Below are 18857 nucleotides of genomic sequence, written 5' to 3' on the forward strand. Positions count from 1 at the left end.
GGTTTTGCGAGCCCTCGATGACTGACTACCGTGGATTGATTCTTGACGACACCCGCGAAGGCGCCTCCGAGCAGGCCATCTCGCACCTGGAGGCGCTGCTCGGTGCGCGCCTGCCGGACGATTACCGGCAGTTTCTCAAGGTGTGCAACGGCGGCACCGTGGATTACGACGTGCTGGCCACTATGAGTAATGGCGATAAGGAGTTGCTGAGCTTTTCGCTGTATGGGCTGCAGCCCGGCGAAGGCTATGAATCCAACCCTTATGAACTGGAGCAACTGCGCAAGCAACCTGGCTTCCCGGCTACGGGGGTGTTGCCGATCGGCCGCGATGGCGGTGCGAGCCTGTTGCTGCTTGACCTGCGCGAGGGGCGTCAGGAGGTGGGCGCGATGGTCGCGGGTTTACCCGCATGGACGGGGCGCCGCCAGCAAGGCGATGAGTACGTGGTGTTGGCGGACGGCTTCAATGCCTACCTGGACATGCTGCACCTGTCGCAGGAACGGATTGCCGAGCATATCAATCACTTCGTCATCAGCGCGGATACGATCGAGGCGACATTGGCGTGGCTGGATCAAGGCAGCCCGGGTTGGCGCGAGCGCTATCGGGACGTCTGGAATGCACGGGTTGTGGACAGGCCGATCTGATACAGGCATGCGGGCGCTTGGAATCCTCTATCAAGGCGCTGCGCATGGAGCTTCTTGAAGAAAGTTTTTCAGCGCGGCCTGATGATTGCCGGTATCGAACAGGGCAAATGGAAGTGCTGTGATGGGTGAAAATGCTCGTCGAGCTTATTGAACAGGTTTATTACCTGCAGATGCCCTGATGGTTGATGAGTGTGAAGTCAAACTTGAACAGTTCGGGCGCGGGTCACACCCTGAACGCACGGGGTTGCTATCGAGCGCCAACACTACCGAACGGGCCAACTATTTTTCTGGCCATCACGGACATCTATAACAGTGAGACGGTATGAATAATCAACTCGCCATTTTGATCAGCGACTACCAGGCAAGTGTCGGCGTCGCGGTGGCCATGATGCAGCGGTCTGGCATCCCGCTGCCCACGACGAATATGGATTGGGTGGTAAATAACATTCCTCAGCACGGCGAGCTTGAAGGCGGCATTCGTTACTTCAAGCACGGCTACGGCTGCGCGGTCAGCCTCCCCACCGGTACGGTGGACTTCGACTTTGGGGCTCACGGTGAGATCGATGGTTTCGACGTGTGGCGACTTGCTGATTTTGCCGGCGACAAGTTGTCGGCGTACGGTTTTGCTGATGAGGATGCACTCAAAACGTGCTTTGAAGCAGAGGTGGCGGCCGGTGCCCTTATGTATTGCGGGTACATCCTTTACTACTTGGCGGATGCCACCTGACAACTCATGCCGACACAGTCCATTTTAAGTTCTCAGATAAAGCGTCGCAGACTTCACCTGGCCTGCCGCGTGTCGTTCTACGCCGCTCATAACCTTGCAGTGCGATGGTCAGCTTCAGTTAAAGGCAACTGGGCGGGCAAATACGTTCAATGCCCACCCACGTCATGCCTCACAGAACGACTGATTGATCAGAGGACAACAGCTTCCTGACTTCGGCAATGATCAAATCGATATTGAAGGGCTTTGGCAACACAACATCAAACAAGTCCGATCGCTGCATGCCAATGTGCGCCTGAGCGCCGCTCATCAAAATGATCGGTAAATGATTAGCTGAAGGAAGGGCGCGGACAGCGGTGGCGAACTCCTGGCCGTCCATCACCGGCATCATGAAGTCGGTAATGATCAGGGCAGGGCGTTCTCTGTCCAGCACCTCGAGTGCTTTTCGGCCGTTGCTGGCCGTTACCACCATGAACCCCTCATCCTCCAGCGCGAAGCTGAGAATATCAGCGATCAAATACTCGTCGTCGACGACCAGAATGGTGGTCATGTTAGTTCAACCCACTCGAAAGCTTAAGAAATTGAACCAGGTGATGACTCAGTGATAACTGAAGGTTCATGTCTTGAAGCCTTTCTCAGAAAAACATTTTGATCTTGGATGACGACCTCAAATCGCGAGGGGTCATAAGCGCTATCTCGTACCTTAAGAATGGATAACGTCCTGCTTAGTTCAGCCCGATTCTCAGAGAACCGCATCAGCATCAGGTTATCGACGATGCTGGACAGGTCAGAGCTCGGTGCGCTGATCTCGGAGCCAAACAGATCGCGCATTTCCCAGGATGCAAATACCGTCACGCCCCTGGACCGCAGCTCGTTCATCAGGGCGCTGAAGAAGTCAGTAATCCGCGCCGGATTTGTCGAGACTCGCGTCATGCCACTGAGGCTATCGATGAACAGGCGCTTGATGCCCTTTTCCTCAACGATGCTCAGCAGTCGTGCGCCCAGCCCATCCAGCAGGCCTTCGGTGGTTGGCTGCCAGGCAATGCTCAGCGCGCCACTGTCTTCCATGGCTTTGATATCGATACCCAGTGATTGGCCCTTGAGCCGCAACCGTTGTGGGCTCTCGTAAAAGCCAAAATGCAGCCCTGGCATATCCACCGTCGACTCGGACAGAAACTTCAGACCCAGCGTCGTTTTACCAATCCCGGAGGGCCCTATGACAAGAGACACACTGGAACTGTAAAGGCCTCCGCCCAAGATGCCATCCAGTGAATCAACGCCACTGGCGATGCGCGTCATGTCGGCGCTGTCGGGGGCGGACGGGTGGCTGTAAAGACTTTCGAGGCGGGGATAAACCACCAAGCCATGCTCGGTAATTTCGCACTCATGAAGACCGGTCATTGCTCCGCTGCCACGGGTTTTACGCAGGTGGATACGACGCGCCGAGCGAGTGCCATACAGCTCTTCGCCCATCTCGATGACGCCATCCACCATGGTGTGCTCAGGGCTTCCGTCATCAAGTCGGGAGCTGGTCAGAAACAGCACCGTGCAACCGGCGAAGGCGGCGTGCCCTTGCAATTCTGAAATGAATTTTTTGGTGTCTATGGGCGAGTCGGCTTTAGAGCGCGCGTTGAGCAGCCCGTCTACTACCATCACCGTGGCTTTTTGGCGGCTTATCTCACGCCGAAGCAGCTTGACGACTTCATCCAGACCGTCGTTTTCCAGCGTGTCGAAGGCGCTGACAAATTGAATTTCGGCACCGACTTTGGATGAATCAAAAAAGCTCAACGTAGAAAGAAATTGAAAAAGACGGTCATGTGACTCTGCCAGCAGCGTGGCGACCAGAACCCGGCCCCCATTGTTCGCGTGATGGAACCCAAGCTGATTGGCAAGGATCGTTTTTCCAGACCCTGGGCGTCCTTGAATAATATATGAAGCACCCTCGACCAATCCGCCCTTGAGCAGAGCATCGAGCCCTTCTATTCCGCTTTGAAGGCGTTTTAGCTTTTCCACAATGCGACCCTGATCCGAAAAACAATCTGTTTAAACCAAGCTGATGGAGGGAATGCTACTCCATTTCGGCTCGGGAGCCATTAGGGTTAAATGGAAAGTTGTCGCGCCAGTCGCCGTTGTTATGTCGAAAGAACCCCTCACGAGTGGCAACTTATGGCCCAAAGCAGACTAAGCAGCGCGCTCCGTTTCAGCGGCGTTGCCAGACTGAACCATCCATCGGATCGAACTAAGGTCATCGTTGGCCACCATCCCTCAACGGGCTGATCAAACGCCACCCAAGCGCGCTTGCACAGCCTTCATTCCTGCAGCCCCAGCCCAAACGAAAAAACCACCCATACCGCAGCCGCAAAGCCACGATAGGGATGGTCCATTCAGTGCTCTAAAATACTTCAGCCTTTTACCTCAAACCCCTCCCACCAACTTGCCCCCCTCCATGCGTCGCTTATACGCACTGTCGCGACTCGCCAACCAAAAATACAACGGCGACGTCACCACCAACCCCACCACCCAGGACAAATCCGCGCCATTGATGTGTGCGGAAATCGGCCCTACATACAGCGGCGTATTCATAAACGGAATCTGCACTGCAATCCCGATGGCATACGCCAGCAGCGCCTGTGGGTTGTACTTGCCGTAAATCCCGCCATCCACGCGGAAGATCGAGGCGATGTCGTACTTGCCTTTGTGAATCGCATAGAAGTCGATCAGGTTGATCGCCGTCCACGGCACCAGTACCACCAGCAACACCAGCACCATGTCGACAAAGTGGCCGATGAAGTCTTTGGAGGCGAACACCGCCGCCATCGCGCAGGCAGCGAGGACAAGAATCGAGATCACCGCACGGCTTTTGGCGGTAGGAATCCAGCGATACGCAAAGGTCTGCACCAAGGTGATGATCGACAGCACCGCGCCGTAGAGGTTAAGGGCGTTGTGGCTGATCACGCTGAGCAAAAACAGCACCAGCATCAGTGGGCCGATGGCGCCGGTGGCGAGTTTGACGGCGTCCATGGTGTCCATGCCAACCGGGGTGGCGAGCACGGCGACGGCGCCGAAGATGAAGGCCAGGCTGGAGCCAAGGGCAGAGCCCAGGTAGGTGGTCCAGAAGGTGGACGCCACGGGGACGTCGGCCGGCAGGTAGCGGGAGTAGTCCGACACGTAGGGTGCGAAGGCGATTTGCCAAAGCGCCGCGAGGGACACGGTGGCCAGCCAGCCGGAAATGTTGAAGCTGCCACGGGTCAGAAAGTCCGTGGTCTGCACGTGGGTGAAGATGTAGCCGAAACCCAGCACGATGCCGGCGCCGAGCACCCAGGTGCCGATGCGATTGAGCACGTGGATGAAGCGGTAGCCGATGATGCCGATGATCCCGGAACCGATGGCGCCGATGACGATGCCGACCGGCACGGGCACGCTGTCGACCACGCCGTGCAGGGATTTACCGGCCAGCACGATGTTGGAGGCGAAGAAGCCGATGTACATGACGCCGGCGATCACCACCACCAGCAGTGCGCCGAGGGAGCCGAACTGGGCGCGGCTCTGGATCATTTGCGGGATGCCCATCTGCGGGCCTTGGGCTGAGTGCAACGCCATCAGCACGCCGCCGACCAAGTGGCCGACGAGGATGGCGACGATGCCCCACACCAGGTTCAAGTGGAACAGTTGCACACCCAACGCGCCGGTGACGATGGGCAACGGCGCGATGTTGCCGCCGAACCACAGGGTGAACAGGTCTCTTACCTTTCCATGGCGATCTTCCGGAGGCACGTATCCAATCGTGTGTTTTTCGATAAGCGGGGCGCAGGATGCTGCAGTGGTAACCATGACGAGCTCCAAGGCAAGGTGAGTACGTTGACGTACTTCGCTGTGCGACGCGTGGGCGACGCTTTGTTGTTGGAGTGATCATCTGCAATGGGCGCAGGGAGGTAAATTAGTAAGTTTGTTGCTATAGACCTTAAAAAAAGTATCTCGCCGGATTTTTTGCTCGGGTATGTTGCAGGGGCTTGAAGCCGTGCGAAAAAGCCGATTTTTGCGCACTTGTTTGTGGCGAAATCCCACGTTTCTGGAGGTCCCGATGGCTGCCTATAACCTGCGCCAGCTCAGATATTTTGTGACCACGGCCGAGTGCGGCAGCGTCGCCGAGGCCTCGCGCAAGCTGTATATCGCGCAGCCGTCGGTCTCCACCGCGATCAAGCAGCTGGAAGACAGCTTTGGCGTGCAGTTGTTTATTCGCCATCACGCCCAGGGTGTTTCACTCACGCCCAGCGGCGCGCGGTTTTATCGCAAGGCGCTGGAGCTGTTGCGGGTCGCGCATGAGTTCGAGCAGAACGCCTTGGCCGACAATGATGTGGTGGCGGGGCAGATCGATATCGGCTGCTTTGAAACGGTGGCGCCCTTGTATCTGCCGCGTTTGATCGCGGGCTTCAAGGCGCGCTGGCCCGGGGTGGAAATCCGTATGCGTGATGGCGAGCAGCAAGAGCTGGTGCAGGCCCTGACGGCCGGCAGTATCGATGTGGCGATGCTGTTCGAGCATGACCTGGGCGGCACGATTAAAACCACGCCGCTGATGCCGCCGCAACAGCCGTATGCCTTGCTGCCTGCGGATCACCGTTTTGCGCAGCAGGCCAGGGTATCGCTGGCGGACCTGGTGCTGGAGCCCATGATCTTGCTGGATGTGCTGCCCAGCCGTACCTACTTCGTGAGCATCTTTGAAGAGCGCGGGCTGACGCCCAATATCGTGTTCAGCTCGCCGTCGATCGAGATGGTGCGGGGCATGGTGGGCAGGGGGTTCGGGTTTTCGATTCTGGTGACCAAACCCTTTACCGAATACACCTACGATGGCCAGAAGGTGGTGTGTGTGCCGTTGGCGGAGACGGTGACCGGCTCAGGGTTATCGGCAGTCTGGCTGCGTCGCGCGCCGCTGACCAAGCCGGTGCAACTGTTCGTGGACTACTGCCGCGAAGAGCTCGCGCGGTTGCTGGCTTAGCACGGCGACGTTTCTGCGCCCAGGCGCGCCACCAATTGCCCCAGGGTCGGCGCGCCCCGGTGCCCGCCAAACACTTCGCATTTGATCGCCGCGGCAACGCTCGCGGCGCGCACGCGCTCGGCCAGCGTCCAGCCGTGCGCCAGGCCGTACGCATAGGTGCCATGCCAGACATCCCCGGCGTTGAGCGTGTCGATTGCGCGAATGTGGGGTGTCGTGAAGTGCTGCACCGCAGTGCTCGACCCTTCGCGCTGCCAGATCAGCGAGCCGCGTTCGCCCAGGGTGACGCCGATCACCTTGGCCTCGCAGCGCGACGCCAGGGCCAATAACGCCTCTTCGGGCGGGACGTTGCCAGCCAGCAACTGCAAGGCCGGTTCGGAAAACAGCACATGATCTGCCAGGGGGATCAGCGCGTTAAGGTCTTCCACGGCGGCGACATCGGCATCCAGCAGGGTCGGCACGCCCAGCCGCCGGGCGGCGCTGAAGGCTGCGTGAGCCCCTTGCAGCCAGCGCATGTCGGCCATTACCGCCGCCGCGCCCGCGATGTCCTCAAGTGGCAGCCAGGCGGCGTCGGCTTCCAGTGTGGGGTCGATGAACGGCACGACGAGCCGCTCGCCATCACGGTCCACCAGGATGGTCGAGAACGGCGTGCGCCCGCCAGGCACCTGGCGAATCCATGCGGTGCAGACGCTGGACTGGCTCAGGTCCTCGATGAGCATCGTGCCGGTGGCGTCGTCGCCGATACGCGCCCACAGGGCAACCGGGCCACCCAGGCGCGCGATGCTGACCGCGGCGGCGGTGGCCATGCCTGATGCGGCCTGGACCGCCTGGCGGGGGAGAATCTTGGTACCGCGCGACGGGATGTGATCGACGCTGAAAATGGTGTCCCACAGCGCGCAACCCACGCAGATGACACGGTTATCCGCCATGGCGCGGTTCTCCCGGCAGTGCCACCTGCGGGGTATCGAGCGCGCGGATTCGGGCGCGAAAGTGTTCGGTGCCTGCGACGATTTTATCGAGCACGGCGTCCAGGGCCCAATGGCGTTCGCGCACGTCGTAGTCGATCACCCGGCAACGTATGGACGCAAAGGTGCCGATCCGTTGGTGGTAGATTTTCGCCAGGGCCGGGTAGCCCATGCCTTCTGTGGTAGCCGCCAGCACCAGAAAGGTCGCGAGCTCTTGCGCCAGTAGCGGATGTTGTGCGCCATGCAGGCGCAGCCACCGATACAGGTCGGGGTGGAAGTTGGTAAACACGCCATTGAAGCCCGCGGCCCCGGCTTGCATGGCGTCCCAGGCGATCGCCGCATTGGCGTTGAGAATGCGCAGCGACGAGCCCTGCGCCAAGGCAACGCGCCGCTTGACCACTTGCAGGTCGCAGCTCACGTCCTTGAGCATGATGAAGCGCTGGCTGTCGATGCAGGCCTGCAGTTCCTCGTCACTGAGCAAGCGCCGGTAGGGCGCCGGGCACTCGTAGAGGCCCAGGGGCACGTCAGCGGGCAGGCGTTCGAGCAGGGTGTGCAGGTTATCGAGAAACACCTTGCTGCCCTGGCGTTGCGGGTCAAGGTGGTTGGTCACCAGCACCACTGCGTCGGCGCCACTGGCGGCCATCGCATTAAGCTCGTGCACCTGGGTGTCGAGGCAGTCGCTGATATGGCCGGACACCGCCACCGGCACTCGCCCGGCCACTCGCTCAACCACATGCCGGGCAAGTTGGGTGCGCTCGTCGAGGCTGAGCCATTGCATCTCACTGGACTGCGCCACGGCGAACAATGCGTCGCAGCCAAGGCCCAGGTACCACTCGATCAAGCGGTCGACGCCGGGGAAGTCAATGTGGCCAGTCTCGTCAAAGGGCGTGAGCATCACCGGCACGATGCCTTCGATGACAGGTTGGGCAGGGCGGGGCATAGAGGCGTCCTCTGGATGAATGTTCATGGGTGAGCCGCCACGGCGGTGACCGCGCAGGCTGGCGGGGTATCGGGGATGGGGTGGCGTACCAGGAACAGGTACGACAGGGCGCCGATCATGGCGATGGCGGCGCCGGTCAGCAGTGCGGGCACGAACGACCAGGTCTGGGCGATATAGCCGGTCATGATCGGCGCGAGTGCGCCGCCCAGGAAGCCACCGAAGTTCTGGATCGCCCCCAGTGAAGCCACGCGATTGGCTGGCGCGACGGCGGTGGCCAAAGACCAGGCGCACGCCGAGGACGCGTTGGCCAAAAAGATCACCACACAAATGCAGGCCACGGCGATGACATTGCTCTCCACCAGCGCGGCCGGGATGGTGAAGATCACCATGCCCACCATCGCGACGACCATCGCGTTGCGGCGTCCCAGCACCGCCGTCTCGCTGCGTCGGGTGATGCGGTCGGACACCCAGCCAGCGACCAGCGCGCCGATAAATCCGCAGAGGAACGGAATGGCAGCGGCCACGCCGCTCATCTCCAGGCTCATGTGCCGGGCGCTGCGCAGGTAGCCGGGCAGCCAAGTCAGGTAGACCCAGTTCAAGTACACCGAGCCCATGAAGCCGAGCATCATGCCCCAGGTTGTCGCGTGGCAGAACAGTGCGCGCCAGTCAGCAAACGTGACCTTGGGAGTGGTGACGTGGGGTTCATCGCTGTACAGGTAGCGACGCTCCTCTTCGGTGAGCGTGTCCTTGACCGGGTCGCGATAGACCACCAGCCACACCACGGCGACCAACAGCCCGGCGGCGCCGGTGAGGTAGAACGCCCAGCGCCAGTCGAGTGCCGCGATCAGCGCCGAAAGGCACAACGGGGCCAGTGCGATACCCAGCGGCGAGGCTGAGTTGAAGATGCCGGTGGGCGTGCCGCGTGAGCGCAGTGGAAACCAGTTGCTCACCACCCGCGCGGCAGACGGGAATTGCGGCGACTCGCCGATCCCCAGCAGCACGCGGGCGAGCAAGAACCAGCCGAAGCTAGACATCAGGCCGCCAGCCGCCTGGGCCAGGGACCACAGCACCAGGCCGCCGCCCAGCAACCAGCGTGGCCCGATGCGGTCAACCAGGGCGCCGACGGGCAGTTGGCAAAGCGCATAGCTCCAGGAAAAAGCCGAGAGCAGGATGCCCATTTCGCCCAGCGACAGATCAAGGTCGGCGCGCACGAACTCATTGGCAACGGCCAGCGTGCCGCGGTCCAGGTAGTTGATGATGCCGCTGAGCACCAGCAGGCTGAGGGCGAGGGTTTGCTGGCGCCGAATGCGCGGTGGCGCAACCGGGTGTGCAGGTGTCTGACTCATGATGGATGTCTCTTTTTATTGTTTTTGACTGCGTGCGCTGACCCGGCACGTTGGCCCGGCTTCCCGGCTGACGTGGCAGCACATAGCATTATGTAATCGTTTGTCATCCTGACAAAAATCGTCCCTGGGCCCTCGAATCGTTAACGCAGAGTGCCCGATATAAACACTGACGTTTAGAATGTTTATTTTTTGTCTAGCGCTTACATCCTAGGTTTTCAGTTTGCTGGCTGTCAACGATTCATTGACTGTGCCGAGGTGCCCGCTTAGGTTGTGCGTAACGCTTACTTTTTGACATGAAGCCACCTATGCCCGCTGCAACCACCACGCCCCGCGACACGCCTCATGCGCACAGTACCCAGGAACCGGTGCTCGCCGATGTCGCCCGGATCGCCAATGTGTCCACCGCAACCGTTTCGCGCTATTTGAATGAGCCGCAACGTGTCAGTGAGAAAACCCGCGCCAAGGTACGCGCGGCCATCGATCAACTGGACTGGGTTCCCAACGCGGCGGCGCGTTCGTTGGTTTCCAGGCGCTCGTACACCATCGGCGTGATCGTGCCGACCCTGGAGCACGAGAAATTTCACCAGCAGTTGCAGGCGTTCCAGAACCGTTTGGGCGCTCACGGGCTGGCGGTGTTTGTCGCCTGCTCGGCGTATGACCCGGGCGAAGGTTATCGTCAGGCCAGAGGCATGCTGGCGCGTGGCGTCGATGCGCTGGCATTGCTCGGGGATGATTACCCCGATGCGTTATTTGATCAGCTGGATGCCAAAGGCACGCCGTATGTGGTCACCTTTGGCAAGCGCGCCGGTGCTCGGCACCCCTGCGCCGGGTTTGACCATGGGCAGGCTTACGCAATGATTACCCGGCGCCTGCTGGCGCTGGGGCATCAGCGGTTTGGCATCATTTTCCAGTCGGTCACCGACAACGGCCGCATCCAGGCCCGGCTGCAGGCTGTGCACGCCACCCTGGCCGAGCAAGGGCTGGCCCTGCGGCCTCAGCATCAGGCCATTCGCGCCCAGAGCCTGAACGAAGGGCGCGTCGCGTTTGCCCGGGCCAGCCTTCAACACATCATGAGCCAACAACCGGCGCCCACCGCGATCATTTGCGGTAACGACATGCTTGCCATCGGCGCATTGCTGGAAGCCCAGGCGCTGGGCATTGCGGTGCCTGGCCAATTGTCCATTTGCGGGTTCGACGACATCGAGATCGCGGCCCACAGTCGGCCTGCCTTGACCACCGTTCAGGTGCCCGACCGGCAGATCGGCGAAATGGCCGCGCAGTACCTGATTGATCGTCTTGCCGGGCTTGCCTGTGAGGCGCCGCCGATGCTGGAGGTGCAACTCATTGAGCGCGAGTCGACGGGCGCGGCGCCAAGCCAGGATTGAACACACCCTTGAGGGTGAGAGGGGACTTGCTCCCCCTCACCGTTAATGTACGGGTTTGACAGCCTGGCGGCTCAGGCGCGAATCGAGTCCAGCATCCGTTGCAGCATAGCGTCGCAGCCTTGCAACTGCGCCACACTGACAAACTCATCCGGCTTGTGCCCCTGGTCCATGCTCCCGGGCCCACACACCACCGTGGGAATACCCACCGCATCAAACAATCCGCCCTCAGTGCCGAACGCCACGGTGCCGAAATCCCGCGAACCGCTGAACGCTGCGATCAGCTGCGCTGCCTGGCTGCGCTCATCGGTCACCAGCCCCGGATACGCCGACAACTCGGTAAACCGGATCGCACTCTGCGCACTCACCGCCTGCATACGCGGCAGCACCTGCTGCTCGGCGTACGCCCGCAGCGCTGACGCCACGTCGCCTGGGTCCTGCGACGGCAAGGCGCGAATCTCAAAATCAAACCGACAGTCTGCCGGCACGATATTCAGCGCCTTGCCACCCGAAATCACCCCGGTCTGCACCGTGCTGAACGGCGGATCAAACCGCGGGTCCTGCTGCTCGCGTAGTCGCTGGCCTATTCGCCCCAGCTCACCGATCAACTCGGCGGCATGCTCAATCGCATTCACGCCAGACGGCGCATACGCCGAATGGCAGGCCTCGCCATGCACATCACAGCGCATCGCCAATTTGCCCTTGTGGCCGAGCACCGGTTTGAGTTCGGTGGGCTCGCCGATGATGCACAGCATCGGCTTCACCGGCCGCTGCTCCAGCACCGCCAGCAAGGAGCGCACGCCCAGGCAGCCGACTTCCTCGTCATAAGACAGGGCGATATGCACCGGCAGGCGCAAGTCGGCTTCCACCAATGCCGGCACCAGCGCCAGCACACAGGCGATGTACCCCTTCATGTCCGCCGTGCCGCGACCGAACAGCTTGCCGTCGCGCTCGGTCAACTCAAACGCCGGCACGGTCCACGGCTGGCCATCCACCGGCACTACATCGGTGTGCCCCGACAGCACAATGCCCGGCAGTTGCGTGGGGCCGACACTGGCAAACAGGTTGGCCTTGCTGCGCTGCGCGTTGTAGACCAGCTCGCTGGTCACCCCGAATTCGGCCAGGTAGTCGCGCACGAACGTGATCAACTGCAAGTTCGATTCGCGGCTGGTGGTGTCAAAGCCCACCAGCGTCTGCAGCAATTGGCGGCTGGGGCTCATCGCTCGTCCCCGGCCACGCCGTAGCCGGGCGAGCGGTCGGGGGCGAGCGCGCGGTCGATGTAGTCCTGCACTTGTGGGCGGTAGGCGTCCCACAGTTTTTGCAGTTCGCCGATCGGCTGTTCATCGGCCCAGTCCACCCGCAAGTTGATGATCGGCCACGTCAGTTCGCCCACCACCACCAACGCGGCAGAGTGCACCGGGCCGGCTTCGCCACCGGCAGCGATGGCCGCGTGCATGGCGGCCAGCAGGCGGTCGGCGAGTTGGCCTTCGCCTTGCTCGAAGGCCGTGACCATCGCCTCGATCACCGCGCGGTCAGCGAGCATATTGCCCGCCGCCACGCATTGCTCGCCCGCCACCGCGTGGTGCGTGCCGAGGGTTTCGCTGCCGCTGAAATGCACGCTGCGGCCCAGGTGATCAATCGCCGTCAATTGCCGGTACTGGCTGTAGCCGTTGCGGGTCAGGGCCTGGTCGACGGCCTCGGCCGGCGCGAGGCCTTGTTCGAGCAGGTCGAGCACGTCCGGGCCCAGGGCCGGCAGCGTGATGTTCTGGGTCGAGACCGCGCCCACGCCGGGCCGCAGCCACGGGCAACGTGCGCCCACGGCGATACTCGATGAGCTGATGGCGATGCCCAGCTGGCCGGTGTCTGCGCAGCGCGCGACGATTGAAAAGGTCATGTGCGGCTCCTTATTCGGGGATGACGGCGATCACGTCAATTTCCATCAGCCACTGCGGCTGGCCCAGGGCCGACACCACCAACCCGGTGGAAATCGGGAACACGCCTTTGAGCCACTTGCCGACTTCCTGGTACACCGGCTCGCGGTAGCGCGGGTCGATCAGGTAGGTGGTGGTCTTGACGATGTGGCTCAGGTCGGAACCGGCTTCTTCAAGCAGTTGCTTGACGTTGCGCATGGCTTGCTCGGCTTGCGCGCGCGGGTCGCCGAGGCCAACCAGGTTGCCGTCAAAATCAGTGCCCACCTGGCCGCGCACGTACACGGTATTGCCGGCGCGCACGGCCTGGCACAGGTCGTTGTCCAGGCTCTGGTTGGGATAGGTTTCCTTGGTGTTGAACATGCGAATGCGAGTGTGAGTAGGCATCAAAAAACTCCAGAAAAAAGTGATCAGGCGCTGACAGGTGACGGTTGAACAACCGGTGCGGGTTCACGGTACTCAAGGTATTGGCGCTGGATGGCAATGTGGTCGGCCACGTACTTGGCGTCATGCCAAACGCCCCAGATAAACGACGAGCCACGGCGCGATTGCCAAGGCAAACCGAGGAAGTAGATCCCCGATTCGGGGGCCACGCCGCGCTGGTGCTGCGGCTTGCCGGCGGCGTCAAAGGCATCGACCTTCAGCCAGCTGTAATCCACGGCAAAGCCGGTAGCCCAGATGATCGAGGTGATACCGGCCTCTGCCAGGTCCAGTTCCAGGATCGGGTGTTTGATGCATTCGGCGTCGGGGAACACGCGGCGTGCTTCGGGTTCCATCGGCAGGTCGAGGCCATTGCGCTCGATGTAGGCATCCGCCGCATCCAGCAGGGCCAGGTAGTTCTCATCGCCGCGTGCCAGGTTTTCCACCAGGTTCGCCTGGAAGGTGGCGGTGCTGCCGTTGAAAGATTGGGTCAGGCCGACGAGGGTCATGCCTTGCTGGGCCAGCTCGCGAAAATCGATGGTCTTGCCGCCGTGGGCGCCGCTCACCGCAATGGTCACGTGCTCGCGGCCAGGCTTCATCGCGGCTTGATCCCATTCGCCCAACACGCCCAGCCACCAGCAGAAATCGCGGTTGCGGTAGGCCCGCGGCGGGCGGTCGTGAGCGCCGACCGACAGGTACACCTGGCGGCCAGAGCGTTGCAATTCATCGGCGATCTGCACGCCGGACGAGCCGGCACCCACGACCAGCACGGCACCGGCGGGCAGTTGCGCAGGGTTGCGATAGTCGGCGGAATGAATCTGGTGCAGCGCGGTGTCTTTGGGCGCAATCGCTGGAATCACCGGTTTCTGGAACGGTCCGGTGGCGGCGACAACGCGGTTGGCTTCGATCACGCCTTCGCTGGTGTGCACGGTAAAGCCCGGGCGGCCGACATTGCGCACCACAGAGGTCACCTCCACGCCGGTGCGGATCGGCGCGTTGAATTTGCGCGCATAGGCTTCAAAGTAATCGGCCACGCGCTCTTTAGGCGCGAAGCCATCGGCGGCGACGTCATCAAATTCAAGGCCTGGAAAACGGTCATGCCAGGCCGGCCCATTGGCCACCAGAGAATCCCACCGCCCGGTGCGCCAGCGCTCGGCGATGCGGCTGCGCTCCAGCACCAGGTGCGGCACACCGTGCTTGCTCAGGTGCTCGCTCAGGGCCACGCCAGCTTGACCGGCTCCCACGACCAGGGTGTCTGTTTTTGTTATTGCTTGCGTCATGTGTCTGTCCTTGCGTAATGCAGTTGGATTCAGCTTGGGCATGGCGTCAAGGCTAGGGGGAGGGCGATTTTTAATAAAATATTATTAAGCTGGGAACAGAGCATAAATATCGGATGCAGAGCGGTGTGCGTAACCCCACAGATCAAATGTGGGAGCGGGCTTGCCCGCGATTGCAATCTGCCGGGTGATAGCGTCATATCTGACCCAACGCCATCGCGGGCAAGCCCGCTCCCACAAGGTTTATGCCATGCCCGCGCTTCGCGCAATGACCCCTGCCGACTACGACGCCGTCCTCGCCCTCATGCAAAACACCCCTGGCATTTCCCTGCGCGATGCCGACTCCCGCGAGGCCACCGAACGCTACCTGGCGCGCAACCCTGAGATGAGTTTTGTCGCTGAAGCTGACGGCCGGGTGATCGCCTGCGTGATGTGCGGCCATGATGGCCGGCGTGGCTACCTGCAACACCTGCTGGTGCTGCCGGACTATCGCCGCCAAGGCATCGCCCAGGCACTGGTCGAGCGCTGCCTCGATGCGCTGGAGCAACTGGGCATCGGCAAATGCCACCTCGACGTGTTCAAGACCAACACCCATGCCGCCGCGTATTGGCAAGGGCAGGGCTGGACGCTGCGAACGGACATCGACCGTTACTCCTTCACCCGCCCCGGCAACGAAAACGCCTAGAGTTCTGCTGAGTACTTAACGGCCGCCGCCGCGCGCGAGGGCACCTTCAAACTGCGCAGCAGCGACGACACGTGAATGCGCACTGTGAACGGCGAGATCGCCAGGGCTTTGGCGATTTCCTTGTTGGTCTTGCCTTGGGCGATCAGGCGCAGCACTTCTTGCTGGCGCGCGGTGAGGGCGGGGGTGCCCAAGGGCAGCAGGCCGGAGGGCGCGAACTTGACCAGCACTTCGCCGTCGCGAATCGCCAGGAGGGCCTGGCCGATTTCGTCCGGGGTGATGTTCTTGCCGATAAACCCGTCGGCACCCAGCGCCATCACCTGCTCGATCAGCGCCGGGTCATCCACCATCGACACCACGATCAAGGTGGTGCGCCGCAAGTGCTGGCGCAGCTCGGCCAGCTGGCTCATGCAGGTCAGGCCGGGGAAGCGCAGGTCGAGGATCAGTGTGTCGACATCGCTGCTGTCGCGGGTCAAGGCGTGCACCGCGTCCAGGTCGCCGGCCTCTTGCACCACGGCCTCGGGCAGCAGGCGCTGCACGGTGCGCAGCATGCCTTCGCGAAACATCGGGTGGTCGTCGGCTATGATGATTCCGCCAGTCATGGTGTGCGCCTTCCTTGGGCAAGAGAGTGCTGTGACATGCTACTTTAGCACCGCGCCACAGGGACGCTGCTGGCGCGTACCGGACAGATCGATTGCCGCACAAGGACGTCATCCATGAGTCATGAGACCAACTCCGAACTCGATCAGGCCAACCTGCGCATCGTGGTGGCCGCCATCGCGATTGTCTACATCGGCGCGCTGGGGTTCTTTCCCGGTCAGTCGGTGGACACCTACGTGCCGGTGATCCTGTACATCGTCGCGTTCCTGCTGGCCTCCATCGCGCTGCGCCAGGTCATCGCGCGCTGGCCCGGGCATTACCTGGCGCGGCGGGTGCTGGGCATGATCCACGACTACACCGGCACCTCGTTCGGGCTGGTGGTGGGCGGTGAAGCGGCATTGCCGCTGTATGCCGTGATGGTGTGGGTCAACCTGGGCAACGGCATGCGCTACGGCTCGCGCTACCTGGCGATTGCCACAGGGCTGGCGTTGCTCGCGCTGCTGATCGTGTACCGGCTGACGCCCCTGTGGCAGGCGCAACCGTTCATGGTGCTGATGCTGATGATCACCAGCACGGTGATCCCGGTGTACGCGCATATTTTGCTCGAACGCACGCGCAAGGCTTCTGAAGAAGCCATCGCGGCCAACCTGGAAAAATCGCGGTTCCTGGCCCAGGCCAGTCACGACCTGCGCCAGCCGATCCACTCCATCGGTTTGTTCACGGCGTGTTTGCGTGAAGCAAAGCTTGGGCATGACGAACAGCGGTTGGTGGACAATATCGACCGCTCGCTGCTCAACGTGTCGCAGCTGTTCCGTTCGATTCTCGACCTCTACACCCTCGACAACGGCCGGCTGTTGCCCAAATACCAAGTGATTCACCTGGGCGAATTCCTCGCCGACCTGGTGCACCAGCACGCCGAGGCGGCGCACTGGGCCGGCGTGGAACTGCGCCTGCGGCCGTGTGCGTATTGGGTGCAGGTCGACCCCGCGATGTTGGCGACGATGGTGCAAAACCTGCTCTCCAATTGCTTCAAATATGGCGCGCAGCGGCCGGTACTGATCGGCGCGCGCGTTCGCGACGGCGGCGTGTCGGTACAGGTGCATGACCAGGGGCGGGGCATTGCCGATGAGCATCAGGCGAAGGTCTTCGAGGAGTTTTATCGGGTGCGCCAACTGCGTGACAAGGACGTCGAAGGCGTGGGCCTGGGGCTGTCCATCGTCAAGCGGTTGGGGCAGTTGATGGGCGTGCACGTGAGCCTGCGTTCGCGGCTGGGCCATGGCACCTCCGTGAGCCTGTACGGCCTGGCACTGGCGACGGTGCCGCGCCAACCGGCTGCGCGAGACGACCCGCGCCAGGCCGGCTTGCTGACGGGTCTGAAAGTCTGTCTGGTGGAAGATGACCACAACGTGCTGTTGGCCACCCAGGCCTTGCTGGAGCGCTGGGGCTGCGAGGTGCAGGCCGAATCCAGCGGGCAGGGCCTGGTCAGCGACTGCGACATCATCGTCGCCGACTATGACCTGGGCAACCACGCCACCGGCATCGAGTGCATCGATGCCCTGCGCCAGCAACGCGGCTGGGCGGTGCCGGCGCTGATTTTGACCGGGCACGACGTGGAAAAAATCCACGCTGCCCTGCATGACCGCAAGATTGCGATTCTGTCCAAACCGGTGCGGCCTGCAGAGCTACGCGGCACGCTGCGTGACCTCAGCCAGCCAAGCGTCACTGCATGAACGGTGCGGCCTGACCGCCTTTGGCGCCTTTGGGCATGCACCAGGCGCTGGGTTTCATCAGGCCAAAGCTGGCCACGGTGAACAAGCCGCCGCTGGCACCGCTGGGCACGGTGCAGTTGTAATCACCGGACGCGGTACTGGCGATGTAGTAGGTGGTCATGGAGTCATTGCGCACGTTGGAGATACGCTTGACCGGCTCACCGAGGTTGGTTTCCGACAGCGTCTTGAGATGGTCTTCATTGGGCTTGACGTTGCTGCAACCGGCTATGCCGATGATCAGGGCGCCAAGCAGGGTGAGACGGGTAACGGGGGCGTGCAGGTTCATGAGGCTTCTTCCTTGGGATTGTCAGGGTTTTTCCAGCGCGCAAGGCACCCTCGCGCAACAGGCGTGCGGTGCCGGGGGGAGCGTTGGAAGTGCCGTGGAATATAGCGCCGACGGGCAAAGGGGTCGATTAGCACAAGTGTGCTAATGGCACGATGAGGTCATGGACGGAGAGAAGCATGCTGCAGATTAAACGCGCCACCCAAGCGGACGCCCAGGCGGCGTTCGACATTCGCCTGTTGGCCATCCGCAGCCAATGCATCGGCGCTTACAGCCGCGAACAGATGCTGCTGTGGACCCGCGGCCGCGCCGAAGACGGCTACAGCGCGCTGATGGACAAACCGTTTTACCTGGGCTGGGTGAATGGCGAGCCCGTGGTCACCGGGATGCTCGACCCGGATAACCACGAAGTGGGCGCGCTGTTTGTGCTCCCTGAATTCGCCGGACGTGGGTATGGCAAGGCGATGCTTGATCACTTGGAAAACGTTGCGCGGGAATTGGCCATTGAGCACGTGGTGCTGGATTCGACGCTCAACGCGGCGAGCTTCTACAGAGCGTGCGGTTATGTGGGCGACAAACAAGCGGTGTATCACTCGCCGTCGGGGCTGACCCTGGCGTGTATACCGATGACCAAGCGACTGATTGCTGAAGACGCGACTAGCTCCGGTTAACACAGGCAATCCCTTTGGGAGCTGTCGAGCTCCGGCGAGGCTGCGAAAGCGGTGGGTCAGGCAACAACTATTTCAGCAGTGCCGCCGCCTTCGCAGCCTCGCTAAAGCTCGACAGCTCCCACAGGGGATCGGGGGCGGGCTTGAAGGGGGTGTGCGCAGCCGATCAACTGAGGCCTCGGCGGCGTCTGGGTACGGGCGCGCTCCTTGTGGGAGCTGTCGAGCCCCGGCGAGGCTGCGAA

At 61.8% G+C, this 18857-nt stretch carries 19 protein-coding genes; 7 read left to right on the plus strand and 12 right to left on the minus strand.

The window, feature by feature from the left end; genetic code table 11:
- Positions 1-17 precede the first annotated feature (17 nt).
- Positions 18-641, plus strand: a complete 624-nt coding sequence (locus tag NTD89_RS19075; RefSeq protein WP_262209089.1) for an SMI1/KNR4 family protein — start codon at positions 18-20, stop codon at positions 639-641.
- A gap of 322 nt (positions 642-963) precedes the next feature.
- A complete protein-coding gene (locus tag NTD89_RS19080) occupies positions 964-1368 on the plus strand; it encodes a DUF6896 domain-containing protein (protein ID WP_262209090.1) in 405 nt (134 codons plus the stop codon).
- A gap of 169 nt (positions 1369-1537) precedes the next feature.
- Here the strand turns inward: NTD89_RS19080 and NTD89_RS19085 are convergent, their stop codons facing one another.
- From NTD89_RS19085 to NTD89_RS19095, 3 genes are all read right to left on the minus strand, one after another.
- Entirely contained in the window at positions 1538-1915 is a 378-nt protein-coding gene (locus tag NTD89_RS19085; protein ID WP_145165790.1) for a response regulator, read from the minus strand.
- 23 nt (positions 1916-1938) lie between these two features.
- Positions 1939-3378, minus strand: a complete 1440-nt coding sequence (locus NTD89_RS19090) for an ATPase domain-containing protein (protein WP_262209092.1) — start codon at positions 3376-3378, stop codon at positions 1939-1941.
- A gap of 402 nt (positions 3379-3780) precedes the next feature.
- The gene (locus tag NTD89_RS19095) at positions 3781-5196 is read right to left on the minus strand and encodes a purine-cytosine permease family protein (RefSeq protein ID WP_262209094.1); all 1416 of its coding nucleotides are present in this window, start codon (positions 5194-5196) and stop codon (positions 3781-3783) included.
- A gap of 250 nt (positions 5197-5446) precedes the next feature.
- Between NTD89_RS19095 and NTD89_RS19100 the strand changes: the two genes are divergently transcribed.
- Positions 5447-6358 (plus strand): LysR substrate-binding domain-containing protein, encoded by a 912-nt coding sequence (locus tag NTD89_RS19100; RefSeq protein ID WP_262209096.1) that lies wholly within the window; start codon positions 5447-5449, stop codon positions 6356-6358.
- Here NTD89_RS19100 and NTD89_RS19105 read toward each other — a convergent pair.
- The 3 genes from NTD89_RS19105 to NTD89_RS19115 are packed head-to-tail and all read right to left on the minus strand — an operon-like array spanning position 6355 to position 9606.
- A complete protein-coding gene (locus NTD89_RS19105; RefSeq protein WP_262209098.1) occupies positions 6355-7284 on the minus strand; it encodes a PfkB family carbohydrate kinase in 930 nt (309 codons plus the stop codon). The genes NTD89_RS19100 and NTD89_RS19105 overlap by 4 nt on opposite strands.
- Positions 7274-8260 (minus strand): dihydrodipicolinate synthase family protein, encoded by a 987-nt coding sequence (locus NTD89_RS19110; RefSeq protein WP_262209100.1) that lies wholly within the window; start codon positions 8258-8260, stop codon positions 7274-7276. The genes NTD89_RS19105 and NTD89_RS19110 overlap by 11 nt, the downstream gene beginning before the upstream one ends.
- 23 nt (positions 8261-8283) lie before the next feature.
- A complete protein-coding gene (locus NTD89_RS19115) occupies positions 8284-9606 on the minus strand; it encodes an MFS transporter (RefSeq protein ID WP_179677771.1) in 1323 nt (440 codons plus the stop codon).
- 305 nt (positions 9607-9911) lie between these two features.
- Between NTD89_RS19115 and NTD89_RS19120 the strand changes: the two genes are divergently transcribed.
- A complete protein-coding gene (locus NTD89_RS19120; RefSeq protein ID WP_262209103.1) occupies positions 9912-10991 on the plus strand; it encodes a LacI family DNA-binding transcriptional regulator in 1080 nt (359 codons plus the stop codon).
- 71 nt (positions 10992-11062) lie between these two features.
- Here NTD89_RS19120 and argE read toward each other — a convergent pair whose 3' ends face one another.
- The 4 genes from argE to NTD89_RS19140 are packed head-to-tail and all read right to left on the minus strand — an operon-like array spanning position 11063 to position 14658.
- Positions 11063-12208, minus strand: coding sequence for an acetylornithine deacetylase (argE, locus tag NTD89_RS19125; protein ID WP_262209105.1), 1146 nt, complete (start codon positions 12206-12208; stop codon positions 11063-11065).
- Positions 12205-12882 (minus strand): DUF1028 domain-containing protein, encoded by a 678-nt coding sequence (locus NTD89_RS19130; protein ID WP_262209106.1) that lies wholly within the window; start codon positions 12880-12882, stop codon positions 12205-12207. The genes argE and NTD89_RS19130 overlap by 4 nt, the downstream gene beginning before the upstream one ends.
- A gap of 10 nt (positions 12883-12892) precedes the next feature.
- On the minus strand, positions 12893-13303 hold the full coding sequence (locus tag NTD89_RS19135; protein ID WP_010171793.1) for a RidA family protein: 411 nt from the start codon (positions 13301-13303) through the stop codon (positions 12893-12895).
- A 23-nt stretch (positions 13304-13326) separates the two neighbouring features.
- Positions 13327-14658, minus strand: coding sequence for a flavin-containing monooxygenase (locus NTD89_RS19140; RefSeq protein WP_410017222.1), 1332 nt, complete (start codon positions 14656-14658; stop codon positions 13327-13329).
- 205 nt (positions 14659-14863) lie between these two features.
- Between NTD89_RS19140 and NTD89_RS19145 the strand changes: the two genes are divergently transcribed.
- Positions 14864-15298 carry a GNAT family N-acetyltransferase gene (locus NTD89_RS19145; RefSeq protein WP_262209110.1) on the plus strand — a complete coding sequence of 145 codons (435 nt, stop codon included), beginning with the start codon at positions 14864-14866 and terminating at the stop codon, positions 15296-15298.
- Here the strand turns inward: NTD89_RS19145 and NTD89_RS19150 are convergent.
- Entirely contained in the window at positions 15295-15897 is a 603-nt protein-coding gene (locus NTD89_RS19150; protein WP_262209112.1) for a response regulator transcription factor, read from the minus strand. The two genes, NTD89_RS19145 and NTD89_RS19150, sit on opposite strands and share 4 nt — an antisense overlap.
- Before the next feature lie 114 nt (positions 15898-16011).
- Between NTD89_RS19150 and NTD89_RS19155 the strand changes: the two genes are divergently transcribed.
- Positions 16012-17625, plus strand: coding sequence for a hybrid sensor histidine kinase/response regulator (locus NTD89_RS19155; protein ID WP_262209114.1), 1614 nt, complete (start codon positions 16012-16014; stop codon positions 17623-17625).
- On the opposite strand, the gene NTD89_RS19160 is transcribed toward NTD89_RS19155, so the two are convergent.
- On the minus strand, positions 17615-17950 hold the full coding sequence (locus NTD89_RS19160; RefSeq protein WP_262209116.1) for a hypothetical protein: 336 nt from the start codon (positions 17948-17950) through the stop codon (positions 17615-17617). The genes NTD89_RS19155 and NTD89_RS19160 overlap by 11 nt on opposite strands.
- A 176-nt stretch (positions 17951-18126) precedes the next feature.
- Here NTD89_RS19160 and NTD89_RS19165 point away from each other — a divergent pair, with 176 nt between their 5' ends.
- Entirely contained in the window at positions 18127-18618 is a 492-nt protein-coding gene (locus NTD89_RS19165) for a GNAT family N-acetyltransferase (protein ID WP_262209117.1), read from the plus strand.
- Positions 18619-18857: the final 239 nt, after the last annotated feature.

The sequence above is a fragment of the Pseudomonas sp. 14P_5.3_Bac1 genome (assembly GCF_025466135.1).
Classification (GTDB): domain Bacteria; phylum Pseudomonadota; class Gammaproteobacteria; order Pseudomonadales; family Pseudomonadaceae; genus Aquipseudomonas.